Genomic DNA, 24368 nt, shown 5'->3' with positions numbered 1-24368 from the left:
CCTTCTGGAAATCGCTCATTTTATACCCTCCGTATCATTCATTTCACTGTCCCAGCAGGTGACAATCGTTAAATGAGAATATTTAGATCTGGGTCAGACCGCCATGCTGCCCATCCCCAATCTCGACTGGATATTTTATGAAATTAACTCCGCTAGTGTTCCTATGACATCCGCCTACCAAAAAACGGTTACGTCAGGGATTCCTAATAACCGATTTCCACTATGAGGTTTCGGGATTTCGATGTCTACCTTTGTCTTCCTCACCAAACGAAAAAGGCTCCCTTGGGGGAGCTTGGAGGATAATTAGTAGTATTCATATAGAAATGCCTGTACCAGTGCCGCCTGTAATTAAATCGTGTTATTATCATGTGATTTCCCTCCGTTAATGCTTTTATCTGACATCACTATCTTAGGTGCGCTGTGTTACGCCAACGTACAAAGTCTGAATTAATCTATGACGGAAAGATGCGCATTACGTTTAGCGGGAATATATAAGCTTGATCACATGTAGCGTAGAGATTAAATTGTATGTTGGATGACCAGGCGATTCTTTTCGATGCACTAGTCAATTTTAGAGCAGACGGGAAAACAAAAAAAGCCGGACCGAAGTCCGACTTAATTTAAAAGATCGAAGCGAGCTTGCTCGTCTTTTTGATACCGTATTTGCTGTTGAACACGTGATCGCCCCACTCCGTGAGAGTTTTCCAATCGCTGGCTTCCACGAGGTCGAGCCAAGCATTTTCACTGTTATTCCCGGTCCAGGACCAAGCCAAATAACCAATGTCGTTCAATTTACACTGCTTCATAACCTCAAAAGCGTCTACTTTGCAGTGCAAATTATTGTTACCATTGTTGTAGTTGTATCCGAACTCGCCGATAATGACGCAGAGCCCCATAGTTTTAATCGCTTTCAGTTCCTTCCCGATTTTACCCGCATCGTTCCATTTGCCGTACATGTGAATGGAGAACAAGACATTTTTGTTTGGATCGTGCTGCAGCAACGTGCTGCCATACGTCTTGATGGGAGAAGAATTTTGCCCGTAACCCGAACCGTCGATGACGATCGGGTTCTTCAACCCCGCTTTCCGGATTGTTGTGATAGCGGTTTTGTAGGCGTCGCGCCAAGCGGTATCGGTCAGGCTGTTGTCGCCCCATTCGTTGGCAATATTGATCAGCGCATACTTGGAATGCGATTTCAGGACGGTGCTGATATCGTCCTGTGCAAAATATTTGGCCATGTCATTCAAACGCTCAGCGTCGTTGCTTCCTGTTACGTCATGCAGCTCGATAATCGCGACCAGTTTCAACTGCTTGCAGCGTTCGAGAATTTGCTTCAGACGGTGGGCCCGGCCTTTCGTTTCCCAGACAATACGCACACTATTGGCGCCATACGAACGAATCGTGGCAAGTGAGTTGTAGGATTCGGTGTCCCACCAAATATGCGGGTTATTGACTCCGCGCATAACAAATGGATTCCCGTTCGGGTCTTTCAAGAGCGAGCCGCTTACATGAAAGTTATTGTCTTCGGCTCCGCGCGGCAGATTTAGACTCACCAACTCCCCTGTCAAATCTCCGCCGGGAGCACCGAGCAGATTGCGAACCGCCGTTTTCGCATCTTCTTCCGTGATAGCTCCCCTATTTCTGGCCAACTCGATGTTTTGCAAGTGATCGTATACTTTGGCTGGATTCGATGTGCGCAACGATTCCCCGGCTTCCGCGTTCAGCGCTTTGCTTACGTTATCTACGATTTGGCGCTCCGATTCGGATGCTTCATGCAACGCTTCCGATGACAAAGACTTGATGGCGTTGACCGTCTCCGCTCCCAACGACATGTTGCGGAAGAGTTCTGCTTTGCCAAGCAATTCGAGCGCGGAGGTCAATCCTTTTGGCGCCGGTGCCTCTGGAGCGTTCTGAATCGCGATCATCGGACTGGCAAAAGGAGTCGGAGAGAGATGAGCATCCGATTTGCGGGTCCCCGGAGTAATTCCCGTGATATCGGGCGCGTGCACATTGCAACCTGTGTCCGAATCGATGATGCGCGTAACGTCCCGCTGCTCCGTCGCGTTGCATCTGGATAACAGGGTTTCGGCAAACACACCGCGCGTCGGTAAGGTGATATGCCGTTCCGCTACCAGCCTTGCCATGGAGGCGTGCCGCTTCAATTGGCCGTTCTCGAGCAACGGAAAGGCTACCAGGTTACCGATCACTCCGACTGCTTCATTCTGAATTTGATCGAGCAGTGATTGTCCTTGGAACAAGTAGGCATCCAATCTTAGGGCACGTCGGTCCGGATCTTCTGCCATCCACAAAGCACGCAAATATTTCATCGGATCTTCGCGAATCAAGGCCGCAAGCTCCTTGATGCAGCAATAATCGCGATGCGCCTGTCCCCGATATCCGGAAAAATCGATCTTAGGCACCCTGAGATTGATCACGTGGGAGTTGGCTCCTTTTTTCAAGACGATAGGCACCGCCGCGTTAGGCTCATCCCCTACTTTGTAACTGTGCGTGCCTCGCAAAAACTCCGATGGATCCGTATGGGCTATCAGGCGAATGCGCTTAAGCAAGTACTCTTGATCCACCTCTTCCGTATACACCAGTGGACCGGTCGGCGAAGGCAGAGTCTTCGTGACCAATTTTTTAGGCGCATCATACACGATCTCCAAAGTATCGACTTTGGACAGATCGATAGGGTCGGAAGTGAAACGGACAACTCCCCCCGGCTTTTCCTGATAGGTACCCAACTCGACCGCTTCTCCGTCGAATGTATTGATGGTCAAACGAATGTCGGAGTTCCATGCTTCGTTCATCTCGACCGTCCAGCGGGACGCCGTCGCAAACGGCTCTTGATACCCGTACACGTCACCGCAGTTCAACACCCGTCGTAATGCCTCGAAGCAATGGGCATATTCGGAAGGAAGCAACTGACGCAAATCTGAGGCGTGCTTGTCCAACCATTTTACAAAAGGCAACGAGAATCCGGAGGTTCGAAAGGTTTGAAAATCCGGTAGCGACTGATACAAAAAGGCGGGGACCTCGTAAGGGATCAACAGCACATCCGCTTGCTCGACGAGTTCGGTTCGGATGCGAAAATGCTTGAGCACTTCAAAATACTCGATTGTCAGAGCGTGGTTCACATTGTGATTGCGCACCGTCCGCGTTCGGATCTCCTCTCGTTCCGCCTGAGTGGATTGCGTAATGATCGTGGAACGGAGGGAACGATAAGCGGACGCCCGCTGCACGATGGCATCAGCGAGATTTTGAATGGTTGAAGCCTGTATCTGGCGGTGTCCTTCCGAGGAACTGCTTGAATAGCCGCCCCCTCCGCCGATTGAGAAAAAGCCCAGATTCAATCCTGCGCCAGCTTGAGCGCCCCAACTGCTTCCCGATTGCATCTCGTTGAGTACGGACTGGACCACTTCTCCGATTTCACGATCGCGAAAAAGATCGTGTTGCAGCTGCTCCGCTTGGGCCGTGAACTCCCGACGGGCATGTTCCTCATGCCGCGACCATTCGATGATCGCGATCTTGGTCTCTTCACAAGGGGCAAGCGCTAGGGAGTACAGCAGTTCACCCAAACTGTGTCCCATCGGCATCCATGCTTGGCGATACAAATTGACTTTGCCGAGCACTGGATTGCCCGCCTGAATCGCATACATATCCTCATCGAAGCCGATTGCTCTTCTGATCTCTCCCCTTGGAAAAAGTCCGCGGTACGGTTGATCGGGATCATGAATGCCAAAGTCATACTGCAGATCGGGAGTCTGTTCCCTCACGATCTGCCGGAAGAAAAACTGTCTTGTTGCAAAATTTCGGGCAATCGACAGCGTACAGTCTGCCCCTTCTACCGAGATTGACTGATCAAAAGAGGCGGGTGAATTCCGAATGTCTGCCGAGTCAGGATAATCGATCGTGATCGTTCCGGTGCCGGACGGCACGCGTATGATTCGTTTTAACAAGTCTTTATTCAGGATCAATTCATGCGGTAAGCCTGCGTCTCGTATTCCTTCGTACATATGAGCGTGCAAGATCTCAAAAGAGACGTTCTCCCGAGTAGAATCTTCCGTGACTGGTATCAGACGTAATTCAAGCAGCGGATCGGCTTCAATGTGAGAGAGATCGATCGAGCCGTATCCCATTTGATCGGTAGTGAGGATGGCCAGATTCATAGGCGCCTCGTCCTCCATCAGCGCGATGACAGTAAACTGAACCCCTTCAAGAGGCCGGGCCTTCTCGTCACGCACTTTGACGCGAACTTTGCCCACCGTTTGAACGGATACCAATTTCGTTCGATCCGGGGAGTATCGATACAGTACACGCTGTCCTCCTGCGAAGGTCGTGGATGATACCCGGTTCGGCGCCTCAATCGCAGACATCTCAATTTTAGATCCGCTGACTGGAACAAGCGGGACTTCATTGAGCTTTTTTCGATAATTGATCCCCCCATCAGGTTCGACGTTGAAAGAAATGGGCTCCGGAACAACGATGCTTTCCACAACCTCTCTGTTGTGGTTGTGTTCTCTTGGCATTTTGTACCTCCATTGTCTTTTTACTTCGTTCTTATCCTTTCCTGTTAGTTGGATTTTCACCCCATTTTCCCTAAGAAATCAAAGCACATCAATCAGTCGGCATATCATTTGTTCTTGGTCTCCTATAAGTTTTTGTTACGTTCTTTATTACGGGCCCCTCTCCTCTTTTGATGGGTGCTGCGGCTGAAAATACGGAAAAGCGGCAAACCGGAATGGCTTGCCGTTCTTGGGGATGGACGTATAGAGGATACAGTCGAGTCGTGCCAGACTCAGACTTATTCATACTCCAGTACGGGATCTGCCTTTCCGGTGCTCGTGATGTCGAGGAGCGCTTGGAATAGATTGGGGGGATATTCGGCGATCCGGTGGCATAGATACAAATACCATTCACGGCCATACGTTAAATAAACGCGAACGGGATAACCCGCCTTCTTCAATCGGCTGCTCAAATCCGGCCGAATCCCGTATAACAACTCAAACTCAACGCCCGGCTCATGGATCCATCCCCGCTTGATGACCTCATCAATGACAGACTCATCGTGGGTGGCGATCGACACCCGATGGCCTATGCGGATAGCCTGCTCCACAAGCTGCACATATCGCTCATTTAGGGCGGATGAACGCGGTATCGCGAGCTGCTCCGGCTCTTGATACGCCCCTTTCACGATGCGGATCCGGCCAGGGATCGGCTGTAATGCGTTCAAGTCCTGAGCCGTCCGCTTCAATTGTGCCTGCAGCGTAATGCCGATGTTCGCATAGGCGGACGTCGCCCTTTCATAGATCGCGAGTATCGCATCGGTCTTGGCTGATTCTTCCATGCTGACAAACAGCTCGATGCCGGCCTGCCGGGCTAGAGCGGCAAGTGCTGTCAGATTCATATATGCCAGATTGCCGTCTAGCGATAAGCCGATGTGGGACAGATCGAACGACACGCGAGCCGGTATTCCACGCTCTGCCAACGCATGAACGAGCAGCGACAGCTCCAGAGCCGCCGCTTCGCATGCTTGGACATCTGCCGTATTTTCGCCGATATATTCAAGCGAGATGGCGTACCCTTTATCAGCCAGCTGTCGACCTGCCTCAAGACCATCCTCCCGCTTCTCCCCCGTCACATACTTAGCTGCTGCACGCTGCAGCAGCTGGTAGATGGCCGGCGTCTGCTCGACATAAGTCTTCACATCGGCTCGGCGGGCAATGGATTTCATGGCCTCGGCAAATTTTTTTTCCAAATTAGTCGTTGTCACCATCAGTGGTCCCTCCTCTTGTCTTACAGATTCAATGTACAAGAGGACAGGAGGAGAGGATTGTAAAAAATTGCGCTTATCTATACGGACATGGCATAAGTTTGAGGGGTTGTCCCGACGATTTTAGCAAAGGCTTTTGCAAAATGGCTCTGATCATAGAAGCCGGTATCCACCGCAATTTCGGCAATGGGCCGCCGATTTTTCAATTCCTTCTTGGCATGATTGATGCGGAGCAGATTTTGATACGCATGAGGCGGTAGATGCGTGCTTTTCTTGAACATGCGAATGAGATGATAACGGCTGATCCCGGCTTTCTGCTCCAGCGTTTCCAGTGTGATCCGATCCGTATAATGCGCATGGATATATTCCTTGATCAGATTGACGTACTTCGGTTCCAGCATGACATGCCATAAGGCTCATGCGCCAGATCGGAGGCATGCTTGTTTACGAGCTTGTGGACCAGTTCGATTAACGCCATTTCGGTTTCGAGCGGCGACCCGCTCCGGATCAGTGCGTCCATAATACGATTGAGCCGCTTGCTGCAAGCTTCATTCTTCCCCTTTTCGAGCAAGAACGGAATATGAAGCCGGTTGATATCGGGCATTTCAAGCTGAGCGAACCATTCCGGCTTAATGAACAGCATTTTGTATTTCCATTGCGCATCTTCCGCAGGCTGACAGGCGTGGAGAATATGCGGCGGGAAGCTAATCATTCGTCCCGTTCCAACGCGCCACAAGACGCCATCACACCATGCCTGCGTCTCGCCTTCATCGATTAAACCGATGGAATACTCCTCGTGAAAATGCTTCTGATACGCCAGGTCATTCTTATGGCATCGCTTCGCTTCTAGAAAAGGCAGCGCTTCGTCACGGTAAAAGGTCACATCCGCCATTTACAAGCCTCCAAATCAGGTTAAGCTGAATCAGGCCACGCCAATGCCTGACGTGTACGTACTAGTTTATCACATAGTTACCGTTCGTATTGATATAATTGTGACCGTAAGCATGATATGAACAAAATAAAAAAAGCACCATGAAGGTGCTTTACCAAGGGTAAATACTTCCGGAGTCACCAGAGAATGCCGCCGCCGTAGTTACGAAGATAACTGTGTAGAAAAGAGATTTGACATATAGATTTTTCATCAAGTTCTTCATGCTTAACCCTCCATTTCTTTAGTGCTTTTAATAAAGTACGTGCTTAACTTTTAAAAAAAGCACCATGAAGGTGCTTTACCAAGGATGAATGCTTCCGGAGTCACCAGAGAATGCCGCCGCCGTAGTTACGAAGATAACTGTGTAGAAAAGAGATTTGACATATAGTTTTTTCATCAAGTTCTTCATGCTTGATCCTCCATTTCTTTGGCGCTTTGATAGTATGCGCTCAATTTTTCAAATGTAGATTGTGGGGAGACATTGTGCTCTAAGTGGATACGCATAACCTTATTAAGGCACTCTTTTTCTTTAGCAGTATCGTTGACTTTGGAATGCCACAATGCGCTTTCCACCATATAAGTTATACATTTGTCATAATCTCCAACAGCAAGGTAATATTCTCCCTTAACCTGCAAGTAATCAGCATATCTAGAACAAATTAAAGGATTACAAGTGCCTATATCAGGCGGATTGATTTTGCAATTATCTAATAGGTTTTTAGCGTCTTCGAGACTGTTTTGTTGCAGGTACAAACGAAGCAATTGTCTGGATGCAGGGATGGCCGAAATATCACTGCAAGTCTCAAGGAAGGATAAGAGCTGTTCGATGGCTTGCTTGTTATTCCCCTTCGTTGCAGCAAATAATGCATCCATAAGGCCAATATTCTCTTGCGTATGTGGATAGTTGAATTGCTTGTACTGAATGGAGTACACTTCAGCCTCTTTGTATTCCCTTATACTAAAGTGCGCGTCTCTAAGCACACCAAGCGCGTATATTTTATAAGGACTTTGACCGCCATCTTCAGCGAGTACTTTTTTGCAATGGTCGATACTCTCGTTGTAGAACCTCAAGTTGTAAGCATGAACCCCTAACTTATAGTGTAACTCAAGTTGCTCGTCTTCCGGCAAGAAATCGATGTAATGCAAAATGTACTTTCCACTATAGTAAGTTTCCTTCAATCTGCTGAAATCATTTCGTTCAATAAGATAACGTTGATACATGCTTTTAGCTATGTAAGGCATAATTCCGTGGGAACGTGAGTAATCAAGGATGAGGTCGTACAACGAAAGTTTAATGGAGTCGTTAGCGATGGGCTCTGTATCGCGATACAATTTCCCTACTAAATACAGGCTGTCTTCATTTGGTGATTCAAGAAACTTGGCGGCTATTTTCGGTATCAGCGAAGGATGTTCAAGTGTTGTTAATTCGTTCTGTAATATAGTGTATACGACTTCCGACTTATGTCCAATCTCGATGTACTTTTCTACGATGTCACTATGGGGAATGTCTAATACCGCAGCGATGGACAAGATGGATTGAAAATCAGGGCGTTTGACCTCGCTGTTTTCAATTCTCGACAGGCTGCCTTTATCAATGCCGACCGCTTCCTGCAGCTTCGACAGAGTCATTTCCTTCTTCTGCCGATGGTAGTGTATTAGCTCCCCCAAGCTCTTTGGCTTCGTAGCAAGGGTGCTCACAGCTTCACTCCTTCGGTAATGAAAATAATTGACCACCTATATTTTACCATGTCTTTAGGCATAACACAAACATGATCCATTTCACGCCGATTCCCGGCGGTTTTTCTTGTTTTGCCGCGCTTGCGCTACTCCTTTATTTGCTTCAAATTCCGCACTGCATGGATCGCGACCCGGATCAGCAGGAGCGCGCTGATCAATATGCCGGCGTATCCGAAAATGGCCATAATGAAGATTTTAGCTCTATCTTTTTATCAAAGATAAGAATATTTCTTTGTTTTCTTTCATATACAGGCCAATCTATACGATTTTCATGATTAGGCGAACCGTTCTTGATAAAACGAAGCAGATAACCTTGAACCTGGTCTGATAAATGTAGAGCTTCTTCCACATGAATATCCGCAAGCATCGGGGCATTATCCCACTTTTCGAAATTTCCGAATACAAACGGCAAATCCATACAATGGCAAGCTAATAAATAGGGATCTGGCGATGGATAGTTGAAGTGAAATAAATAAGTATCACTGCCGCCTTCATTAATACTGAGCATAAACTCATGGGTCTGGCCAAAGATCTCATCCGAACTTCTCTTCACTAGTTCAAAGTAGTTATCTTTATTTCTCAAGTCAGTCTGATGGAAAAAGGCGGCTGTTTCCTCGCCAGTTATTCCAGCGATTACATTTACATTCCCGCCAGAAATTCGAATGGCCTCACTCCAAATATCCCCTTTGAGCAACACGCCGTCTACGATGGGTAAAAACGCGGTGAGCAGATCATTGTTTCTGCGTTGCACTTCCCTTATAACTTCCACCTGCGAAGATAGGATATCTTCAATAGGCACACCCAAAATCTTTTCCTTATTGCGTTCATCAATTCCTAATCTTTCTAATAGCAAATTAGATAATTCCAGTGAAGCATTTTCATCCAAAGCTTTCGTACAAGCGGGAAAACTAAATAATGCTGTGCGGTTAAACATGCCTTTGACTTCTTCACATGCCATTAATGCGACAGAATACCATGCACCGGCTGATTGCCCGGCTACCGTGATCTGGTGAGGGTCTCCGCCAAATGCTTCAATGTTTTTCTTAACCCAATGCAAGGCAGCAATTAAATCCTGCAATGCAAGGTTCCCCTCAGATATGCCTGGTACATATAGATTTCCTAAAGCTCCTAATCGGTAGTTGACAGTAACGACGACTACATCTCCGTTGGAAGCCATCTCACTTCCGTTATACCATGGCAAGGAGCCGCCGCCTGACAACCATCCTCCCCCATGGATCCAGAAAAGAACAGGCCGTTTTTCATTGGTGAGTTTTGTCCATATATTTAAAATGAAGGCATCTTCCTGTTGATTCCGTTCTTCTTTCTTTGTCCCAACGACTGTCGAAAGCCGGCTTGGCAATTGAGGGAATACAGGTCCTGGTTTGGTTGCATCCCTTGTTCCAGTCCACTTAGAGGGTTCTCCAACTGGCTTACATCTCCCTTTATCCGCTCCATAAGGAATATTATAAAACGCCAAAGCCTGTTTTTCCTGAGTTCCAACTAGCTCTCCTTGTTCACAGATGACCATCGGTTTATTATTTTCCATTATCATTGCCTCCTGCCTTGTCGTTATCTCATGATGAAATAACAACTTGAATCATAAAAAAACATATGTAATTTCTGAAATAGGTCCTTGTTTTCTATTATCACTTTCCTAATGGACTTTTACAATATTTTCTTCAGGAAAAGACATTTTACCTGCAGTATGCATATGAACCGTATTTTGGATCATACTAGCTGTAAAGTACCTATACTCGTGTTGGTGGGAAAAACATGGAGATCAAGGTAGCAACGTTCAACATTCATCATGGTAGAGGAATCGATGGGAAATTAAATCTGGAGCGAATCGCCCAAGGTATAGAAGATAGCCAAGCGGATATTATTGCGTTAAATGAAGTGGACAAACATTTTTCCCGGAGAAGCGGTTATGCGGACCAATTACAGTGGTTATCCGATCGTTTATGCATGCGTCATTCCTTTTTTGGCCCGGCCATTTCATCTTCTTCGAAGTCCGGTTCTGTAATTGCACAGTATGGAAATGCCGTCTTGTCCCGCTTTCCGATCGTATCCCGGCACAACTATGTGTTTCATCGTTCGCCCTTCGATTTCGAGAAGCGGGCTGTGTTGGAAGTCTCCGTGCACATCCACAGGCACCTCGTCAAAATATACGTTACGCATTTAAGTCTTGCTCCGTATATTCGCTCGAGACAAATCGACTTCCTTGGCGATAAAATTACGCAGGACACTTGCCCTGTAATCGCAATGGGTGACTTTAATACAAGACCCGGCACGAAGGCTTGGCATAAGCTGCAACGATTCGCAACAGACGCATGTCATCATGCCGGTATCCCTTGCTATACGTTCCCTTCTATTCGGCCACGATTGCGATTGGATTATATATTGGTGAGCCGGCATTTCCATATTGCTTCAACCGAGGTGATTACGAGCCTTCCTGTGGCATCAGATCATTTGCCCCTGATGGCGACATTGTGCCTGACCAATAGTCTCTTTCCTTGATTTCCGCAGATTCGGTTCCGTACTTTTTCATTAATACATTTTTGGACATGAACATATAGGCGGGGGTTTGTTTTCTTATGTTTTTAAAGGGATGATTTGCCGAGAAAAAATAGATTGGCATCATCGTTACATATTTGATCCATTTATACAACACATTCTCGATCTGTATCGTTTCAAACCCTAATCCGCCTCCTCCCCGATTTAGCATCGTTATCCCGATGAGCCCTTTAATATCATCGTGCTTTGGATGATTCCGCACATATTCGGCCAGATCAGGCATCGAGTTTTCAATGACTCGATACAGGAGCTTTCCCCTTTTGAGTTCGCTTTTTATCGGATACATGCTTTTCAACAGGAAAACATTATACAAATGAATTTTTAATAAGATGTCGCCTCGTTTGATCATGGTTCCGTCTGCTAAGATAACCTGTCTGCCTCTGAACGACGTAAGTCTGACTCGAAATGTTCTGTCCTGGCCAATACATTTCAATCTGGTGCATGCATAATAAACCGGATCAATGACATTCCAGATTGATAAGGCAAAGAATTTGATCCACATGAACCTGTTCCCCTTTAACAAAAGATCTGCACTTATTTTGTCTTGGGAAAACCAAATTCATGGGTGGTAAGTTTCAGTATTATTTCTAACAATTGATCCATTCAGCTCCCACCCAATAATTCAAGGATGTAAGCTTTCAAATCGACCAAGCGCGGTGGTTCTTGCATGGCATGTGCCGCTCCCGTGATGATTAGAGGGATGTCGGAATCATATTTGTGTAATGAACCATGACTGCCGCCGCCCAGATGAACCGGATAATAACGGCTTTTGAATTCATATCGCGGACGAGCGGTGATCACGATCATCGGAACATCTTGAGAATGTAACGCGCCGTATAACCGTGCCATCGCATCCGGATAATCTCCATACTGTATATGCCCATCGTTAATCTTCAAATCTAGCACGGATTCTTCTCCAATTACGGTCCATGAACAACCATATTTATCCGTATATACGCCTCCGGGCTGATAATGCATTGTTCTTCCCGATCCGCTCTCTATGACCGTTACTTGCCCTTTATCTTTCCATGCGATGAGATCAATCCGCGGCTCGCTCGCCAGCTGTTCTATCATGGCCTGGAACTTATCCATGCGGAGAGGATAGAGATAAGCCATTCGTTCATTATTGCATACAACCAGATCGTGAGTGCTGGACACCTTGTGCCCCAATTGCAGTACGCTGAACGCTTGAAGCAGTTGATCCAGATCGATGTTAAAGTGATCGCCCTTCCCGATTCTGGTCTGTCCGTGGTCGCTGGTCGTAATAAACACACACTGGTTGACTGCCTCCTCCCATGAATCAAATGCATTCAAAATCTGCTGAATATGCTGATCGACGCGGATGAGAGGCTCCTCTCCATGAGCTGGATTTTTTTTATGGATTTCGTGGTCATTGTCAGGAAAATAAACAAGCGTAAAATCCGGCAGTTGATTCGAGCGAATAAGATCTCGAGTTACATAAGCGGCATATGCGTCATTGATGCCGCAGCGGCGTGTATAGCGCAGCATGGTCCGGGGGAGTTCCTGATTCATTTTCGCATCAACCATAGCTCCCAACGTCATGATGTCAGGCCCTGCTATACTGCGGTTCATAAATCGAAATCCGGTCGATACATTCATGAGAAAAGGAAGCCGGACGGCATGCCGGGTGACACTGCGGTGGACAATCGCATTGATGGAGGCCGATGTCTTTCCTCGCTGATTCAGCTCCTCGAAAATGGTCGACACCCGGGTGCTCAAGTGTTTTTCATTGAGATTGAACAAGACATGCTGTGCGCAGTTGGACAAGCCAAGCTTGCGAATGCAGTTCCATCCGTTAACATAATTAATGATTTCTTCATTCTCCGGATCATACCAAATAAGCCCGGGTATCCGGTGTTGGTCTGGATAAGTGCCTGTAAGTAATGAACAGTCGACCGATGCCGTCATTGTGGGAAACACAGTCACGCAATTGGGCCAATACTTGCCACGATCCATCAAAAATTTCAGTCCTGGCACCGTTCGATGGCGTATGCAATCGTCCAATATGGTTGGCATTAACGAATCAATCAGAAGGAGAATGATCTTTTTCATGTTTCCGGACCTTTCGTTTCATTTTTTATAAAAAAATGTATCCGGTTTACCCGGATACTGCTTTTGGTACGTATGTGTATCGGAATTAGTATGCCATTGTCGTGAAGCGGGTATTCTGAATCTTTTTCTTTACCCTTTGGGCTTTACGAACAAGGCGGCCAGGAAGGAAAAAATGATTGCCGCGGAGATCCCCGCGCTGGTTACTTCGAATATACCGGTGATGATGCCGATCCACCCGTCTTGTTTCAACTCTTCAAGCGCTCCGTGCACCAAAGAGTTGCCAAAACTTGTGATTGGGACCGTAGCTCCGGCGCCGGCAAATTTGATCAGCGGATCATACACGCCGATCCCATCCAGAACTGCTCCCAGTACGACAAGAAGGGTCATCGTATGCGCTGGGGTCAGCTTGAATACATCGAAGCAGATTTGTCCGAATACGCAAATCGCTCCGCCAACGATGACAGCCCACAAATAAATCATCACTTCACCCCTCCATTCTCAATCGAAACGGCATGAGCAATGCAAGGAATACTTTCCCCTTGCTGATAAGACAGCGGTGATAACAGCGCACCGGTAGCGACCACGAGCAATCGGTTCAACTCCCCTTTGCGCATTCTGTTCAACAGATGGCCATAAGTGACGACGGCTGAACATGCGCAGCCGCTTGCTCCGGCTTGAACCATCTGCTTCTCGAAATCGTAAATCAACATTCCACAATCTTTATATTCGGTTTGTTCGATGGGTATTTTATGCTTTGCAAACAAATCACAGGCGAGCTGATACCCTACCTTGGATAAATCGCCCGTTACGATCAGGTCGTAGTAACCCGGCTCAATTTGCAAATCGCGAAGATGCGCCTGAATGGTGTCTACGGCAGCCGGGGCCATCGCCGCTCCCATATTAAACGGGTCGGCGATTCCCATATCGATGACCCTGCCGATCGTTGCCGATGTGACGTATGGTCCTTCCCCGTGCTGCCCGACGACAGACGCTCCGGCGCCAGTAACGGTAAACTGTGCGGTAGGGGGCTTTTGCGATCCATATTCGGTCGGATAACGGAACTGCTTCTCGGAAGAGGCATTATGGCTGCCGGCACTCGCGAGCGCAAATTTCGCTGAACGGGAATTGACAAGCGCGGAAGCGAGAGCCAGACTTTCCATCGATGTGGAGCATGCCCCGAACACTCCGATATAGGGAATGGACATCGTTCGAGCGGCGAAGCTTGTGCTGATAATTTGATTCAACAAGTCTCCTCCGACGAAGAAATTCACTTGTTCTTTTGTCAGGCCCGCATTTTCGATCGCAAGCTTGGCCGCTTCCTCCACTAACGTCCTTTCTGCTTTTTCCCAGCTGTCCTGTCCCAGCATCAGGTCTCCATGAATAATGTCGAAATCATTCGCAAGCGGACCTTGTCCTTCAAAAGGCCCAACGACGGTTGCTGTGGAAAGAATTGCTGGCCGATTTTCAAAAATCCAGCTTTGATGTCCCTTGAGCATCGTCAATGACCTCCTACAGAGGGGTTGAAAATAAAGGTAAGAATCCCGATAATAAACGCGGCTACCGTCCCGAACACAATGACCGGCCCGGCCAGTTTGAACATTTTTCCTCCAACGCCCAATACAAGTCCTTCGCTCTGATGCTCGATTGCCGCCGAGGCCATGGAATTGGCGAATCCGGTTACAGGTACGGCTGAACCCGCTCCAGCCCACTGTCCGATTTTATCGTATACACCCAGGCTGGTCAGAATGACTGAAATCAGGACTAACACAGCAACGGTAGGATTACTCGCCTTTTTCTCATCGAATCCGCCCCAATGAATGAACAAGTCCTGTATACACTGTCCGATGAAGCAGATAAGTCCCCCAGAAATAAATGCCCGGACACAATTTCTGAACACCGGCCGCGCCGGCTCTCTCTTTTTGGCAAGTTCTTGATACTCCTGTTGAACGGGGGTTAATTTTTTCTTTTTATTGTTCGCCATAGTTTTTTCTCCTTTACCGATGTAATAAAGGCTTTAGTTCCGAAATAACGTTTATCAATTTCTGAGAGCACTGCTCATACATTTGTTTCGCATCACGATTCTGGGTGGCAAGTCCGAACATTTCCAGATCGGCTTCGCATTTTTTTAATGTTGCGAAGAGAACAGCGCGTTTTTGGGGCTCTGGGACCTTAATTTGATCATCGTACAGATCGACATACAATTGTCCGTGCGCGTCCACTTGACCGAGAAAAACATTTTCGGCCGCAACCCCTATCTTTTCTAATTCCGTATTCAGCCATTGCCGGTTCAAGCCTATGGTGGCCAGCGGCTCATCCATAATATTTCCGTCCATCATTACCGTCTGCGGTTCTTGTTCCGGCGCTACTTTTATCCCCAGATGTTTTGGAGTTAGCGGTTGATTTTCCCTTTTTAGCAGGACATTGACTTCCCCGCTCGGCTCCATAATGGCGAATTCAACGTCGGCAGCTTGAAAAACCTGTTTTCGACGCAACTGCTCTAATAGTTCATCTGTGGTAATCCGTTCTTTTTTGAGGTTGTCTTCCATTATTTTTCCGTCTTTGATTAAGACCGTAGCTCTGCTGTCAACAAAATCCCTGACGGTTTTACTTTTCAGCTGTAAAAATTCAATCCCTAATGTCACAGCAACCCACACACCTAATGACACGAGTCCTAAATACCACGTGGCTTCCAAATCCATCGAAACATAAGCGGCAAGGCTCCCGATGGTAATTCCGGTAATATATTCGAATACGGACAGCTGCGTCACTTGCCTTTTCCCTAACAGCTTGGTCATAAGGAAAAGAACAATGACGGCCATAAATGTACGCCAAGCGATCTCCAGCCATTGCGGCACGTAATGTACCTCCCTTCGTCATGTCAACACAGATTATTTGTCAAAACACTGAACCAAATGCCCCGATACATTTTCCATGACAGGTTCTATATTACCGGGAACCCAATCATTAATTTTCCATGTATCATTCCAAGTTCAATAAGGCACGTTATAATTGTTAAATTCAACTAAAGCAGATTAGAATTCTTGACTACTCATTTGGAAAGGTGGTGACACAAATGACAGTAGGATCCCAAGTGAAAACTTGCCTGGCTTCATTGAAGAGCGCACAAGCCAGTCTTGAACAGTTCGCATTGGCGACGGAAAATCAGGAGGCAAAGTCCCTCTATACCGACGCTGCCCAACAGACACAACAAATCGTTGACCAGGTAGAAGGCCGGGTTAAGCAGTTAGAAAACGAAGAACCACAATATAAAGGATTTTAAGATAAGGAGATACAGCCTAGCATGATCCATGATGGCTGTGTCTCCTATTTCATTAGCATATAGTTAATTAAGAAAGGAGCTCCTGCGTGTTCACGGTTAATTTATTTCTTGTAGCTATCTTAATTATTGCCACAGCTTTTTTTGTCGCTGCTGAATTTGCTATTGTTCGATTACGATCCAGCAGGGTAAATCAAATGGTTATGGAAGGCCAAAAGAATGCTTTGGCTGTAAAGAGAGTAACGTCCAACTTAGATGGCTATCTGTCAGCCTGTCAATTAGGGATTACCATCACAGCTTTGGGTTTGGGTTGGCTTGGTGAACCTACAGTTGAACGTATGCTGCACCCCCTTTTTGAGCATTTCAGCGTTCCGGTTGGAGTAAGTACGATTTTATCTTTTGCGATCGCGTTCGCATCCATCACATTTCTGCATGTGGTTCTCGGTGAGCTTGCGCCCAAAACCGTTGCCATACAGAAAGCGGAACAAGTCAGTATGCTTACTGCAAAACCTCTTATATTTTTTTATAAAGTCATGTATCCATTTATTTGGGCTTTAAATGGCTCGGCTAACTGGTTTGTACGCTTATTTGGTTTAAAACCGGCTAAAGAGCACGAAGAAGCACACTCTGAGGAAGAATTGCGCATTATTTTAACAGAGAGTTATCAAAGCGGAAAAATTAATCAGTCCGAATACGGTTATGTAAACAAGATATTTACTTTCGACGAACTGCTTGCTCGCGAAATTATGGTACCAAGAACGGACATGGTATGTATTGATATTCAGGATGAAAAAAACCAAATCATTGACATGATGAAAACGGAACAATATACACGTTTTCCTGTCATGGATGGGCATAAGGATCAGATCATCGGCTTCATAAATACAAAACAGTTTTTTATGCAATTACATGACAATCCCGATGTGGACATGTCAAAGTTAATACAACCGGTTCTCAGCATTTCAGAAGCAAGTCCCGTAAAAACTCTCCTTCACAAGATGCAACAGCAGCAAGTTCATATTGCAATACTTGTTGACGAATATGGTGGAACATCCGGGTTAATAACGATCGAGGATATATTAGAAGAGATAGTTGGAGACATTAGAGACGAATTTGATAAAGAAGAAACTCCCGATGTCGAAATCATCGACGAGGATCACATCTTAGTTGACGGCAAGGTGTCGCTCGATACAATAAGTAATATTTTGAATGTAGAGCTAGAGAGCGAAGACTTGGATACCATAGGAGGATGGCTCTATACCTTACGGCCGTCGCTAAAGAAAGATGTAACGTGGAAATACGAAACATTGCATTTTATTATTAGGGAGAAGGACCGACATCGAATCCGAAAAGTGGAAATTAGAAAGATCAATGCTACGAACCCGTCTTAAAGTGATTCGATTCTTTTTCTTTTGTTTCCGCTCGCCCATCACATTTGGGGTTTACAGGAAGATGTTGCAACTCAAAAGGAAGATCTTCCCTTTTCGGCGGTGTATGGATGACGGCCCTTTCTTGCCGAGGTTATTTCTTTACTTTTGAAACGGTCATCCCATCACCGATTGGAATAAGCAGGGATTCTAATTGAGGATGATTGGCCACAGTTTCATTAAATTTCTTCATTAATTCAGTGTAACGTTTAGGTTGAACTTCCTGGTCTGCTACACTGCCGCCTGCAAGTACGTTATCTGTAACGATTAAAGCACCCGCTTCCGCCAGTCTAATGCAATACCTCAGGTAGTTTTCATAATTTTCTTTGTCGGCATCAATGAAGAAAAAATCAAATCGCTTATTGTCCCCGGCTAATTTGTCAAGGCTCTGCATGGCTTCCCCGATAATATAGGATACTTGATCGCCAAACCCAGCTTTAGATAGATTGCTATATGCCAGCTTTGCGTATCTCTCCTCTAACTCAAGGGAAGTTAATTTTCCTTCTTTACCGAATCCTCTGGCAAGACAAATCCCGCTATAGCCTCCCAAGGCCCCTATTTCCAGAACGTTTTTGGCTCCGGAAATGGATACAAGCATCGTTAGAAGTTTTCCAGAGGAAGCAGATACCGAGATGGAAGGCATCCCCTTTTCTTTGATGGACAAAATGACTTCTTCCAAAAGAGCATCTTGTTTATAAAACACGGAATCGATATAACTATTTATTTGCTTCATCGGATTCATTTCCTTTCTCAGCATGATCTATAGAGTCTGTATTCTCCGATACAGAAGTCTCCATGTGTTGATTTTTATGCATCTCCATTTCTTCACTTTCATGAATTTCAAATAAATCAATAAATTCGTTGATTACCATATCGGTTGTGTGACAGTATTCCACTTATACATATAATATGATGATTACATTGAGCTCGGCCAGCAGAGGTTCATGATGACATGTGTCCTATGGTATCGAATCAGGTTTGCCCCATCGCTTCCAGACTTTCCGGAATAATCTGACCGCCATCCACGATGATGGTTTGCCCCGTAATATAACCTGCTTCCTTCGAAGCCAAAAAGAGAGCGGCGTAAGCGATATCTTCGACGCTTCCGAGCCGCTTGAGCGGGATGGACGCCGTCATCGCCTGCAGATAATGGTCACCAAGGCCTTCCAAGCCTTCCGTCATGATGTTGCCGGGCATGACGGCATTCATGGTAATGCGGTAACGCGCGAGCTCGAGCGCCGCACTGCGCATGAATCCAAGCTGAGCGGCTTTGCTTGCGCCGTAGTGCGACCAGCCGGCATAGCCGGTGGCCGGCCCCGTAATCGAAGAGGTAACGATGATCCGGCCGTATTCCGCTTTCTTCAGAAAGGGCAGGCAGGCTTGAAGGGAAAACAGCGTCCCGCGTGCATTCGTGTTCATCACCTGATCCCAATGCTCGCCGGTCATCTCCTCAATCGGCGCATTCGGAAATATACCGGCATTGGCGCACAGCACGTCGATCCCCCCGAAAATACCTGCCGTCTCGCCTGCAACGCACTTCATCGACTCTAAATCGGCGACATCGCCTAGGAAGGCATGAGCAACGCCTCCGTTCTCCCGGATTTCCGCCGCGGTTTCTTCCGCTTTCGTCAGGCTGCGTGCGACGACCGCGACTTTGGCCCCCTGCGAGGCGAAGGTTCTCGCAATTCCTTTGCCGATTCCTTTGCTGGCTCCGGTTACGACGACCGTTTTACCCTTCAGTGGCGTCAGCATGTAGTAACACTCCTATCCTCTGTAATACGAGCTATAATCTACCATTACTTGGATTCATTATCATCGTACTACAAATCCAAATGTGTAGGCAACTTGCTGAATCCCTCTTTTTCATCTAGCGAAAGAACGACATTTTCCATGGATTTGACTTAAAATAAGGATAGTTATATTCGGTTATCATTTTGCGAACTCTGGCTAGTTAATCCAAACCAAGATATATCTCATCTCCTCCCTAAGACCTATTGCCCAAACCTTTCCGGCCATCTGAAATCGGTAAAAATGCATAACAAGGAATATCAAGGGAATGGCGCAGTTACTGGGCTGATGCACAGCAGAAAACCATATGGAATCAAAATACATCCCCTTCTCGCCTCCGGATTTTCACATTATTTGTTTCGAATGAATAATAAGATGGGCCCATGTTCATATATTCACAAATAAGCCGCATGACCCATTAAATAAACGTAAAATTACTGTATATTAAACGGTGCAAACATGCATCGTTATACAAGATACAGGATAAATAGTCGCCATAAAAAGTAAAAGCGTATGCATTTTTGTCGAGGTATTACTAGGCAAAGCTAGGGAAATCTAGTGACGCAAAGCTAAAGGGGCTAAGGAAGAAATTCTATGCCAGCCAGTTGCCGGCGAATAGACACCACACTCTATTCGTCGTATGCGTTATTTTTGTATTGTTCATGGTAAGCAATACCCCCTAGCTGCCTATTAATATAATCTATTGATAGGAAGTGAATAACGGATGAAGACTAGGAGAAAGCAGAGTGCCCGAAGATTGTTCGCCATGACGGTAATGACCATCATGATGTTCGTCTCTTCCTTGGCGCCGGCTTATGCAGGAACGACTGTTCCCGCAGCAAAGGAACCTGATCTCAAACAGGGCTCAGCACAGGAAATCCGGAATGTCATGTACTATGGCGATTGGTCGATCTGGGGAGGACAAGGGAACTTTTATCCCAAGGATATACCCGCCGATCAACTAACCCACTTGAACTATGCCTTCCTTGATTTTGATGCCCAAGGCAACCTCGTCTTTACGGACAAGGATGCGGCTGTAGGCGCTCCTGTCGGTCAGGATGGCGTACAATGGGACGCAGCCAATGCAGGAGTCCTCATCGCCCTGCAGCAATTGCGTGCCGAAAACCCGAATCTGAAAATCGGCATCTCTCTTGGCGGATGGTCGAAATCAGGCGACTTCTCCGTTGTAGCGGCCGATGCTTCGAAACGCGCGAATTTGGTTCAGAATGTTATGAAATTCGTTAAGTACACGAACATGGACTTCGTCGATGTGGACTGGGAGTTCCCGGCTGAAGTGCGACAACCTGATCTTGTTGATAATAAAAACGATGAAGGCACGAAATACGCCACCCCGGAGGATAAAAATAATTATATTTTGCTCCTGCAAGACTTAAAAAACGCATTGAATCAACAAGGAGCCGAGCTTGGGAAAACGTATGAACTGTCTGTTGCCCTGCCCGCTCCCAAAAAGAAGATTGATATCGGCATTGATGTGCCTAAGTTATTTAACATTGTAGACTTTGCCAATATCATGACTTATGACATGCGCGGCGCATGGGATGAAGTAAGCGGGCATCATACCGGCTTATATCCGAATCCCAATGAACCGCTCACCGGCAACAATCTGTCCATTGACGAGAGCGTGAATTATTTGATTCAGCAAGGTGCCGAGCCGAACAAGATTGTCATCGGGGCAGCCTACTATACCCGCGGCTGGGATAAAGTATCGCAAGGACCCGATCCGAATCATCCGGGACTATTCGGTCAAGCCGCATTATCCGCCAAGGATGCGGATCAGACTCCATCCCGCGGCGCGGTTGGCGAATCCCCTCTCGTCCTTGGGGACGGCGGCCGCCGAACTGGGACTTGGTCTTATCGCAATCTCGACAAGTTGAAGGCCACTTACCCGAATCTCAAAGAATACTGGGATGATGCTGCAAAAGCTCCTTATCTGTATGATGAGACAACTGGCGTATTCTACACCTATGACAATGAGAGATCCATTCAAGAGAAGACGAAATATGTGCTTGAGCGCGGCCTGGGCGGCGTCATTGCATGGATGGCTTCCAATGACGCCCCTACTGCGGACCCTGCCAAGCGTGACAAATTAACAAAGGCAACGAAAGAAGGCCTCTTTGGAAGCCAGCCGTTGAAAACACATGAGATCCAATATACCAAGTTGGACGTGACGGCTGCTGTGAAACCGTATACAGAGCCTTGGGGCAACAATAAAGGGTATGAAATTACCCTCTTCAATAACGAGTCTTTGACCGAATCGAATCAAGTATTGAGAGGCTTGGAACGAGGCGCAAAAACGATTAAGCTGCCGAAGCTGTATATCAAGACAGATGGACCGTTGACTTCCGGCGATTATCTGGCTGGCTCCGTAACCTATGAAAATGGTTACACGGTCGTCGACCTGAAATCGGTCTATGACGCAAAAACGATTGAACCTGGCGCTTCCTACACGTTCAAACTTAAAGGAGATGCCGAGATTACAAGCATGGAGCTTGTTCAGCGGGTGTCGAATAACAGCCCGGAAATGAACAGACAACTCATTCTGGGTGATGAGGCTCCAAGCAAGAATCAACCGCCTGTATTGCATGGGATAACAGACCTGACGATTCAAGTCGGCGATATCTTCGATAAGCTGGCCGGCGTAACCGCTACGGACGCAGAAGACGGAAATCTGACATCTCATATTACCGTGACGGGAGAAGTCAATACGAATGTGGCCGGCAAGTATGAGCTTGTGTACTCCGTTACGGATTCACAAGGATTATCGGCCGAGAAAAAACGCAACATTACAGTTGTCGAAGTGACAGCTCCGGGGCATGACTTCGGAGTTGGCCAAGGAATCAAGTGGCCGAAGCAAGTCAATTCTCCATTCATCGATATGGTTGCATGGGTTACCAAGCCGGGCTATTCCAACAATGGCGCCCCTAACCTCGCCAGAATTTCCGAGGATACCGGCGTGAAATTCTTCAATCTCGGCTTCATTCAATCCATTTCGAAGCAAATCGTTGACGGTAAAGTGCAATGGGGCTGGGGCGGATACTCCGTACTGAATGAAAAGAACGCAGACAACGCCCAATATCAAGGAATGAAGCAGTCCATCCGGGAGCTGCGCGAGATGGGCGGAGATGTCACAATCTCCCTTGGCGGCTTGAACGGTGTTACGTTCTGGGAAGTCACTCAAGACACCGATATCCTCTTCAATACGTATTTGGAGCTGGTACAAGGCTATGGACTGACGAGACTAGACCTCGACATTGAGGGCGGCGCTCAGAACAAAGCCCTCAATGTCGCCAATGCGAAGGCGATTAAGAAGCTGCAAGATGCAACGGGAGTCGATATCGTATTAACCCTCCCTGTCCTGCCAAGCGGTCTGACTTCCGTTCAATTGGATGTGTTGGAAGCTTACTTGTCTGCCGGCGTGGATGTCAAAGTCGTGAACATCATGACGATGTGCTATGGCAACGGAACGCTCCTGCCTGGCGAGAACTATGGTTCCGCTTCGCTGAGAGCCGTTGATTCGACGAAGAATCAAGTGAAGCAATACTACAAGCAGTATGCCAACGCGGATCTAACCGATGAAGAGGCTTATGGAATCATTGGAACGACGCCATCTATCGGCTTTGAAGGCGCGGCTCATCCAGTCTTTACGACGGAGTGGTCTCAGTGGGTTGTGGACCATGCGATCGAGAAAGGGCTGGCGATGACCTCCTTCTGGTCGATGAACCGGGATGCGATGTTGGAAAATAATAGTGGCGTAACAGCGCAATACCAATTTACCGATATTTTTAAAGCATTCGGAAATGGAAGCACTCCGCCAGTAGCTTCAAAACCCGTGATTCATGGCGCAACGGATAAAACGATTTTCGTTGGCGAGCACTTCGATCCGAGAGAAGGAGTTACCGCTACGGACAAAACGGACGGCGACCTGACCGATCGCATCGTGATCGAAGGAACGGTTGATTCCTCTACTCCAGGAGCATATAAGCTGGTGTACACCGTAGAGAACAGCCAAGGGCAGCAAGCGGTTGCTGAACGTTCTATCACCGTTGAAGAAAAGATCAATCACAAGCCTGTGATTCATGGCGCAACGGATAAAACGATTCTCGTTGGCGAGCACTTCGATCCGAGAGAAGGGGTTACCGCTACGGATGAAGAGGATGGCGACCTGACCGATCGCATCGTGATCGAAGGAACGGTTGATTCCTCTGCTCCAGGAACATATGAGTTGATATACACCGTAGAAGACAGTCAAGGCCTGCAAGCCTCTGCAGAGCGCCAGATTACCGTTTTCGATGGACTTGCGGATACGTATGATCCGAAGAAGATCTACTACGAAGGTGATTCTGTCATCTACAAAGGCGAGAAATACACGGCGAAATGGTGGGTACAAGGCCAAGCGCCAGATACCTCGCAAGCCTGGCAAAAAGAAGTGGTTCCAAATGAAGACGGCAGTGTTAATTACGTGCCGGGCAATATATATGTAGAAGGGGACTTAGTTCGCTATGAAGGCAAGACCTATCAAGCCAAGTGGTGGACACAGAGCATTCCGGGAAGCGATGACTCCTGGAAGCTTGTAGAATAATAGCTAGACGAAGCTGTATCTACCGGGACTGACCTGCATGGGTCAGTCCCTTCTGCTTGCATGGCTGCGCACCCGCGGCTGCAAGTACGCATACCCGTTACTGAGTCGCCGCTCGGATAAGTCAAAGCGGCTCCCCTAATCTTAGGAGAGCCGCTTGCTTGCAGGCAAGACATTATTTTTCGTGTCTT

At 47.1% G+C, this 24368-nt stretch carries 18 protein-coding genes and 1 riboswitch; of the genes, 4 read left to right on the top strand and 14 right to left on the bottom strand.

The window, feature by feature from the left end; all coding sequences use genetic code 11:
• Positions 1 to 620: 620 nt before the first annotated feature.
• The 6 genes from NNL35_RS17705 to NNL35_RS17680 form a co-directional block, all read right to left on the bottom strand.
• Positions 621 to 4529, bottom strand: a complete 3909-nt coding sequence (locus NNL35_RS17705) for a cellulase family glycosylhydrolase (protein ID WP_006676104.1) — start codon at positions 4527 to 4529, stop codon at positions 621 to 623.
• 275 nt (positions 4530 to 4804) lie between these two features.
• The gene (locus NNL35_RS17700) at positions 4805 to 5776 is read right to left on the bottom strand and encodes a proline dehydrogenase family protein (protein ID WP_006676105.1); all 972 of its coding nucleotides are present in this window, start codon (positions 5774 to 5776) and stop codon (positions 4805 to 4807) included.
• A gap of 77 nt (positions 5777 to 5853) precedes the next feature.
• Positions 5854 to 6174 (bottom strand): helix-turn-helix domain-containing protein, encoded by a 321-nt coding sequence (locus NNL35_RS17695; protein ID WP_238535308.1) that lies wholly within the window; start codon positions 6172 to 6174, stop codon positions 5854 to 5856.
• Positions 6147 to 6665: an AraC family ligand binding domain-containing protein gene (locus NNL35_RS17690; protein WP_238535309.1), complete on the bottom strand. Its 519-nt coding sequence runs from the start codon at positions 6663 to 6665 to the stop codon at positions 6147 to 6149. Before NNL35_RS17690 ends, NNL35_RS17695 begins: the two co-directional genes overlap by 28 nt.
• Before the next feature lie 444 nt (positions 6666 to 7109).
• Positions 7110 to 8402 (bottom strand): helix-turn-helix domain-containing protein, encoded by a 1293-nt coding sequence (locus NNL35_RS17685; protein WP_006676106.1) that lies wholly within the window; start codon positions 8400 to 8402, stop codon positions 7110 to 7112.
• Positions 8403 to 8595: 193 nt separating this feature from the next.
• A complete protein-coding gene (locus tag NNL35_RS17680; protein WP_006676108.1) occupies positions 8596 to 9987 on the bottom strand; it encodes a carboxylesterase family protein in 1392 nt (463 codons plus the stop codon).
• Between the two features lie 227 nt (positions 9988 to 10214).
• Here NNL35_RS17680 and NNL35_RS17675 point away from each other — a divergent pair, with 227 nt between their 5' ends.
• Positions 10215 to 10958 carry an endonuclease/exonuclease/phosphatase family protein gene (locus NNL35_RS17675; RefSeq protein WP_006676109.1) on the top strand — a complete coding sequence of 248 codons (744 nt, stop codon included), beginning with the start codon at positions 10215 to 10217 and terminating at the stop codon, positions 10956 to 10958.
• Here the strand turns inward: NNL35_RS17675 and NNL35_RS17670 are convergent.
• From NNL35_RS17670 to NNL35_RS17645, 6 genes are all read right to left on the bottom strand, one after another.
• On the bottom strand, positions 10882 to 11517 hold the full coding sequence (locus tag NNL35_RS17670; protein ID WP_006676110.1) for a YkoP family protein: 636 nt from the start codon (positions 11515 to 11517) through the stop codon (positions 10882 to 10884). The genes NNL35_RS17675 and NNL35_RS17670 overlap by 77 nt on opposite strands.
• A 101-nt stretch (positions 11518 to 11618) precedes the next feature.
• Positions 11619 to 13088, bottom strand: a complete 1470-nt coding sequence (locus NNL35_RS17665; protein WP_040730680.1) for an alkaline phosphatase family protein — start codon at positions 13086 to 13088, stop codon at positions 11619 to 11621.
• Positions 13089 to 13217: 129 nt separating this feature from the next.
• Positions 13218 to 13568: a stage V sporulation protein AE gene (gene spoVAE / locus NNL35_RS17660; RefSeq protein ID WP_006676113.1), complete on the bottom strand. Its 351-nt coding sequence runs from the start codon at positions 13566 to 13568 to the stop codon at positions 13218 to 13220.
• The gene (gene spoVAD, locus NNL35_RS17655; RefSeq protein WP_006676114.1) at positions 13568 to 14584 is read right to left on the bottom strand and encodes a stage V sporulation protein AD; all 1017 of its coding nucleotides are present in this window, start codon (positions 14582 to 14584) and stop codon (positions 13568 to 13570) included. Before spoVAD ends, spoVAE begins: the two co-directional genes overlap by 1 nt.
• A gap of 2 nt (positions 14585 to 14586) precedes the next feature.
• A complete protein-coding gene (spoVAC, locus tag NNL35_RS17650; RefSeq protein WP_006676115.1) occupies positions 14587 to 15069 on the bottom strand; it encodes a stage V sporulation protein AC in 483 nt (160 codons plus the stop codon).
• 13 nt (positions 15070 to 15082) lie between these two features.
• Positions 15083 to 15943 (bottom strand): DUF421 domain-containing protein, encoded by an 861-nt coding sequence (locus NNL35_RS17645; protein ID WP_006676116.1) that lies wholly within the window; start codon positions 15941 to 15943, stop codon positions 15083 to 15085.
• Between the two features lie 218 nt (positions 15944 to 16161).
• On the opposite strand from NNL35_RS17645, the gene NNL35_RS17640 reads away from it, so the two are divergent.
• A complete protein-coding gene (locus tag NNL35_RS17640) occupies positions 16162 to 16368 on the top strand; it encodes a DUF1657 domain-containing protein (RefSeq protein ID WP_006676117.1) in 207 nt (68 codons plus the stop codon).
• Positions 16369 to 16454: 86 nt separating this feature from the next.
• Positions 16455 to 17756, top strand: coding sequence for a hemolysin family protein (locus NNL35_RS17635; RefSeq protein WP_006676118.1), 1302 nt, complete (start codon positions 16455 to 16457; stop codon positions 17754 to 17756).
• 130 nt (positions 17757 to 17886) lie between these two features.
• Here NNL35_RS17635 and NNL35_RS17630 read toward each other — a convergent pair whose 3' ends face one another.
• Together NNL35_RS17630 and fabG are read right to left on the bottom strand one after the other, a co-directional pair.
• Positions 17887 to 18525 (bottom strand): O-methyltransferase, encoded by a 639-nt coding sequence (locus NNL35_RS17630; protein WP_006676119.1) that lies wholly within the window; start codon positions 18523 to 18525, stop codon positions 17887 to 17889.
• 239 nt (positions 18526 to 18764) lie between these two features.
• Positions 18765 to 19544, bottom strand: coding sequence for a 3-oxoacyl-ACP reductase FabG (gene fabG, locus NNL35_RS17625; protein WP_006676120.1), 780 nt, complete (start codon positions 19542 to 19544; stop codon positions 18765 to 18767).
• 564 nt (positions 19545 to 20108) lie between these two features.
• A riboswitch (cyclic di-GMP riboswitch) is annotated at positions 20109 to 20193 on the top strand.
• Positions 20194 to 20304: 111 nt separating this feature from the next.
• Here fabG and NNL35_RS17620 point away from each other — a divergent pair.
• Positions 20305 to 24180 (top strand): glycosyl hydrolase family 18 protein, encoded by a 3876-nt coding sequence (locus NNL35_RS17620; protein ID WP_040730683.1) that lies wholly within the window; start codon positions 20305 to 20307, stop codon positions 24178 to 24180.
• The last annotated feature ends 188 nt before the right edge of the window (positions 24181 to 24368 follow it).

It is taken from the genome of Paenibacillus dendritiformis (genome assembly GCF_945605565.1).
GTDB classification, from domain to species: Bacteria; Bacillota; Bacilli; order Paenibacillales; family Paenibacillaceae; genus Paenibacillus_B; species Paenibacillus_B dendritiformis_A.
This window is presented reverse-complemented; position numbering and strand designations above follow the sequence as displayed.

Excerpts from the sequence above, each read along its gene's own strand:
- NNL35_RS17700 (WP_006676105.1), bottom strand. The coding sequence starts at position 5,776 with ATGGTGACAACGACTAATTTGGAAAAAAAATTTGCCGAGGCCATGAAA.
- fabG (WP_006676120.1), bottom strand. The coding sequence starts at position 19,544 with ATGCTGACGCCACTGAAGGGTAAAACGGTCGTCGTAACCGGAGCCAGC.
- NNL35_RS17630 (WP_006676119.1), bottom strand. The coding sequence starts at position 18,525 with ATGAAGCAAATAAATAGTTATATCGATTCCGTGTTTTATAAACAAGAT.
- NNL35_RS17670 (WP_006676110.1), bottom strand. The coding sequence starts at position 11,517 with ATGTGGATCAAATTCTTTGCCTTATCAATCTGGAATGTCATTGATCCG.
- NNL35_RS17680 (WP_006676108.1), bottom strand. The coding sequence starts at position 9,987 with ATGGAAAATAATAAACCGATGGTCATCTGTGAACAAGGAGAGCTAGTT.
- spoVAD (WP_006676114.1), bottom strand. The coding sequence starts at position 14,584 with ATGCTCAAGGGACATCAAAGCTGGATTTTTGAAAATCGGCCAGCAATT.
- NNL35_RS17705 (WP_006676104.1), bottom strand. The coding sequence starts at position 4,529 with ATGCCAAGAGAACACAACCACAACAGAGAGGTTGTGGAAAGCATCGTT.
- NNL35_RS17695 (WP_238535308.1), bottom strand. The coding sequence starts at position 6,174 with ATGCTGGAACCGAAGTACGTCAATCTGATCAAGGAATATATCCATGCG.
- NNL35_RS17675 (WP_006676109.1), top strand. The coding sequence starts at position 10,215 with ATGGAGATCAAGGTAGCAACGTTCAACATTCATCATGGTAGAGGAATC.
- NNL35_RS17690 (WP_238535309.1), bottom strand. The coding sequence starts at position 6,665 with ATGGCGGATGTGACCTTTTACCGTGACGAAGCGCTGCCTTTTCTAGAA.
- spoVAE (WP_006676113.1), bottom strand. The coding sequence starts at position 13,568 with ATGATTTATTTGTGGGCTGTCATCGTTGGCGGAGCGATTTGCGTATTC.
- NNL35_RS17640 (WP_006676117.1), top strand. The coding sequence starts at position 16,162 with ATGACAGTAGGATCCCAAGTGAAAACTTGCCTGGCTTCATTGAAGAGC.
- NNL35_RS17620 (WP_040730683.1), top strand. The coding sequence starts at position 20,305 with ATGAAGACTAGGAGAAAGCAGAGTGCCCGAAGATTGTTCGCCATGACG.
- spoVAC (WP_006676115.1), bottom strand. The coding sequence starts at position 15,069 with ATGGCGAACAATAAAAAGAAAAAATTAACCCCCGTTCAACAGGAGTAT.
- NNL35_RS17665 (WP_040730680.1), bottom strand. The coding sequence starts at position 13,088 with ATGAAAAAGATCATTCTCCTTCTGATTGATTCGTTAATGCCAACCATA.